The organism is Mycobacterium sp., from assembly GCF_032162105.1.
In the GTDB taxonomy this organism is placed as follows: domain Bacteria; phylum Actinomycetota; class Actinomycetes; order Mycobacteriales; family Mycobacteriaceae; genus Mycobacterium.
Genome location: NZ_JAVRPS010000296.1, coordinates 1 through 4,209, shown reverse-complemented (window position 1 = coordinate 4,209; position 4,209 = coordinate 1). Strand labels below are relative to the sequence as shown.

Below are 4,209 nucleotides of genomic sequence, written 5' to 3'. Positions count from 1 at the left end.
CGACGGCCCGGTGGATCACATGCGCGCGCAGTCGCTGTTGTGCGGTTACATCGCCGAGAACTACTCCGACCACGACATGGTCGTGGTGTCGCCCGACTCCGGCCGCGTTCGAGTGGCCGAGAAGTGGGCCGACGCGCTGGGCGGCGTGCCGCTGGCCTTCATTCACAAGACCCGCGACCCGCTGGTGCCCAACCAGGTGAAGTCCAACCGAGTGGTCGGTGACGTGCGTGGCAAGACGTGCATCCTGACCGACGACATGATCGACACCGGCGGCACCATCGCAGGCGCGGTCAAGCTGCTGCACGAGGACGGCGCAGGCGACGTCCTCGTCGCCGCCACGCACGGCGTGCTGTCCGATCCCGCGCCGCAGCGGCTTGCCGACTGCGGCGCCCGCGAAGTGATCGTCACCAACACGCTGCCGATCGGCGAGGACAAGCTCTTCCCGCAGCTGACGGTGCTGTCGATCGCGCCGCTGCTGGCCAGCACGATTCGCGCGGTTTTCGACAACGGCTCCGTCACGGGGCTGTTCGACGGGTCGGCGTAGATGGGCTCTTCCGGCGAAGGTCGGCGCCGGAGCGCCTCCGCGGGAACCATTTACCACAACCCCAAATGCTCGACGTCGCGCAAGACGCTGGACTTGTTGCGGGACAACGGCATCGAACCCGAGATCGTGCTCTACCTCAAGACCCCGCCGACGCGCGACCAGCTGGTCGAGCTGATCACCGATGCGGGCATCGACGTCCGCTCCGCCGTGCGCAGGCGTGAGGCGCTGTACGCCGAACTCGGCCTCGCCGACGCCTCGGACGACGAACTGCTCGACGCCATGGCTGAACACCCGATCCTCATCGAGCGCCCGTTCGTCACCACCACCAAGGGCACGCGGCTGGCCAGGCCGATCGACTCCGTCCGCGAGATTCTGTGATCCGCTGGGCGCTGCCGGTGGTCGCGGTGGTCATGGCCGTCGTGGCCGTGGCGGGCTGTGGGCCCGCAACGCCCGACTACCACTCGATCTGGTCGACGTCGGCCACCACGACGACGACCACCAGCACCGAAGCGCCGGTACCGCTGTCGGCGTACCTGGAGAACCTCGGCGTCAATGGAGCGCCGGTGGCACCCGACAAGATCACCGACCTGACCGTCTCGATACCCACCCCGCCCGGTTGGCACCCCTATTCCAACCCCAACCTCGCCCCCGGCACCCGCGTCATCGCCAAGGGCGACACGTATCCGACGGCGATGCTGCTGGTCTTCCAGCTGACCGGCGACTTCGACGTCAAGGAGGCGCTCAAGCACGCCGACGCCGACGCGGAGCTGTCGGAGAACTTCAAGCGCCTCAACGGCTCCGCCGACAACTACCGGGGCTTCCCGTCGTCGATGATCGAGGGCACCTACGACCTGAACGGCAAGCGGATGCAGAGCTACAACCGCGTGGTGATCGCCACCGGCACGCCCGTCCGGGCGAACGTGCCAGGGCAGAAGTACCTGATCCAGCTCACGATCACGAGTTTCGCCGACCAGGCCGCCGCGCAGGGGCCCGACATCGAGGCCATCCTGCGGGGATTCGTCGTCAAGCCGACGTAGCGTCCCGGCAAACCAGCGAACCCCGGATCGAGCCCGCCCGGACACTAGGCTGAGCGCCATGAGCGAATGGACCGCCGCCGACCTCCCCTCCTTCGCCGGCCGCACCGTCATCGTGACCGGCGCCAACAGCGGCCTGGGCGAGGTGACCGCGCGTGAGCTGGCCCGGGTCGGCGCCAAGGTCGTGCTCGCCGTCCGCAACACCGCCAAGGGCGACGCCGCCGCCTCCGGCATGACCGGCGACGTCGAGGTCCGCAAGCTCGACCTGCAGGATCTGGCCTCGGTGCGGGAGTTCGCCGAAGGTGTCGACGGCGTCGACGTACTGGTCAACAACGCAGGCATCATGGCCGTGCCGTACGCGCAGACCGTCGACGGATTCGAGAGCCAGATCGGCACCAACCACCTCGGCCACTTCGCGCTGACCAACCTGCTGCTGCCGAAGGTGTCCGATCGCGTCGTCACGGTGTCGTCGATGATGCACCTGCTCGGCAAGATCAGCCTCAAGGACCTGAACTGGAAGTCGCGCCCCTACTCGGCGTGGCTAGCCTACGGCCAGTCCAAGCTGGCCAACCTGCTGTTCACCAGTGAGCTGCAGCGCAGGCTCGACGCCGCCGGGTCACAGGTGACGTCGCAGTCCGCGCATCCCGGGTACTCCGCGACGAACCTGCAGAGCCATGCCGCAGGCAGGATCAGCGGCACGCTCATGTCGCTGGGCAACAAGTTGGCCACCGACGCCGACTTCGGCGCCCGCCAGACGCTGTACGCCGCGTCGCAGGATCTGCCGGGCAACAGCTTCATCGGACCGCGGTTCTCGATGCGCGGTCCCTCCCGCCGCGTCGCCCGCAGCCCGCTGGCAAAGTCGACCAGCACCGCGAGGGCGTTGTGGGACCTATCCGAGCAGCTCACCGACACTAAATTCGCACTGTGATTTCGTGATCGCCACCGCTTTGCGCTAACCTTGCTGGCGATCACGGCGAGGGTGGCTTCGGTTTTCCGGGGAGCCACCGTTATCGACGGGAACCGATCCGCAGCCCAGCTGCTTCGAGTCGCCCTTGCCGCGCCCATCTTCAGACCGGCACAGGAGCTGACACCATGGCCAAGACCAAGGCCCGCACCGCGAACAATCTGACCGCCGAGGTCCGCGCCAAGACGGGCAAGGGCGCGTCGCGTCAAGCCCGCCGCGAGGGCAAGATCCCCGCCGTCCTCTACGGCCACGGCACCGACCCGCAGCACCTGGTGCTGCCGGCCCGCGAGTTCGCCGCCGTGTTGCGCAACTCCGGCACCAACGCTGTTCTGACTCTGGACATCAACGGCACCGAGGCTCTCGCGCTGCCCAAGGCGCTGGAGATCCACCCGATCCGCCGCAGCATCCAGCACGTCGACCTGATCATCGTCCGTCGCGGCGAGAAGGTGACCGTCGAGGTCAACGTGGTCGTCGAGGGTGAGGCCGGTCCGGACACCCTGGTCAACCAAGAGGCCAACAGCATCGAGATCGAGTCCGACGCGATGTCGATCCCGGAGAACCTGACGCTGTCGGTCGAGGGCATCCCGGCAGGCACCCAGTTCACCGCCGCCCAGGTCCCGCTGCCCGCCGGTGTCACGCTGATCTCCGATCCCGAGTTGCTCGTGGTCAACGTCATCAACGCGCCGACCGCCGAGGACCTCGAGGCCGAAGGCGCCGGCACCGAGGCCGCACCTGCCGAGGGCGAGGCGGCCGACGAGGCCGAGGAGGCCTCCGCCGAAGCCGACTCCGAATAGTTCGGGTAGAACGGAAGCTCTGTCGTGGCCGAACCGCTACTGGTGGTCGGCCTGGGCAACCCCGGACCGGGCTACGCCAAGACCAGGCACAACGTCGGTTTCGTCGTCGCCGACATCCTGGCCGACCGCATCGGCTCGGGGTTCAAGGTGCACAAGCGCTCCGGCGCCGAGGTGACGACGGGCCGGATCGGCGGCAGGTCGGTGATCCTGGCCAAGCCGCGCACCTACATGAACGAGTCGGGTCGCCAGGTCGGGCCGCTGGCCAAGTTCTACTCCGTGGCGCCTACAGACCTGATCATCGTGCACGACGAACTCGACATCGACTTCGGTCGGATCCGGCTCAAGTTCGGCGGCGGGGTGGCCGGGCACAACGGCCTGCGTTCGGTGTCGTCGGCGTTGGGTACCAACGACTTCCAGCGGGTCCGGATCGGCGTCGGGCGTCCGCCCGGCCGCAAGTCGGGCGCGACGTACGTGCTGGAGAACTTCACCGCCACCGAGCGGACGGAGGTCCCGACCATCTGCGAGCAGGCCGCCGACGCCACCGAACTGCTGATCGAGCTCGGGCTCGAGCCGGCCCAGAACACGGTGCACGCCTGGGCCTAGTTCCTTTCCCCGCGAACAGTCCGAGGAACTAACTGCGGCCCGTGATACCGCTGTCCACGACCTTGACCGGCTTGTGCGGATACCGCTTCTCGGCATGGGCCTTCGCGGCCGAGTCCGGCAAGACGTACAGCGTCTCCCGCTTTTCCTGCAGCGGGCGAAGAACCAGATCCATGAACCCCTTTCGGTCGTCGAGGAAGGGTTCGATGACCTCTTCGCCCGCCGGGCACACGGCCAGGCAGTACGCCGCCTTGTAGTTGGCCTTGAAGGACA

Annotated in this window: 6 protein-coding genes and 1 pseudogene; 6 read left to right on the top strand and 1 reads right to left on the bottom strand. The window is 67.7% G+C overall.

Annotated features, from left to right (window positions below; genetic code table 11):
* The 6 genes from QOC69_RS15310 to pth form a co-directional block, all read left to right on the top strand.
* Positions 1-544 (top strand): ribose-phosphate diphosphokinase (locus QOC69_RS15310; RefSeq protein ID WP_526440933.1); only part of this gene is annotated, 544 nt, incomplete at its 5' end.
* Positions 545-922, top strand: coding sequence for an arsenate reductase (glutaredoxin) (gene arsC / locus QOC69_RS15305; protein ID WP_526440931.1), 378 nt, complete (start codon positions 545-547; stop codon positions 920-922).
* Positions 923-954: 32 nt separating this feature from the next.
* The gene (locus QOC69_RS15300) at positions 955-1,581 is read left to right on the top strand and encodes an LpqN/LpqT family lipoprotein (protein ID WP_526440936.1); all 627 of its coding nucleotides are present in this window, start codon (positions 955-957) and stop codon (positions 1,579-1,581) included.
* Between the two features lie 58 nt (positions 1,582-1,639).
* On the top strand, positions 1,640-2,506 hold the full coding sequence (locus QOC69_RS15295; protein ID WP_526440929.1) for an SDR family oxidoreductase: 867 nt from the start codon (positions 1,640-1,642) through the stop codon (positions 2,504-2,506).
* 164 nt (positions 2,507-2,670) lie between these two features.
* Complete coding sequence (locus QOC69_RS15290) at positions 2,671-3,336, top strand: 50S ribosomal protein L25/general stress protein Ctc (RefSeq protein ID WP_526440927.1); 666 nt, start codon at positions 2,671-2,673, stop codon at positions 3,334-3,336.
* A gap of 24 nt (positions 3,337-3,360) precedes the next feature.
* Entirely contained in the window at positions 3,361-3,939 is a 579-nt protein-coding gene (pth, locus tag QOC69_RS15285; protein WP_526440925.1) for an aminoacyl-tRNA hydrolase, read from the top strand.
* Positions 3,940-3,967: 28 nt separating this feature from the next.
* On the opposite strand, the pseudogene QOC69_RS15280 reads toward pth, so the two are convergent.
* Positions 3,968-4,209: pseudogene (locus QOC69_RS15280) on the bottom strand ((4Fe-4S)-binding protein); the annotation flags it as partial.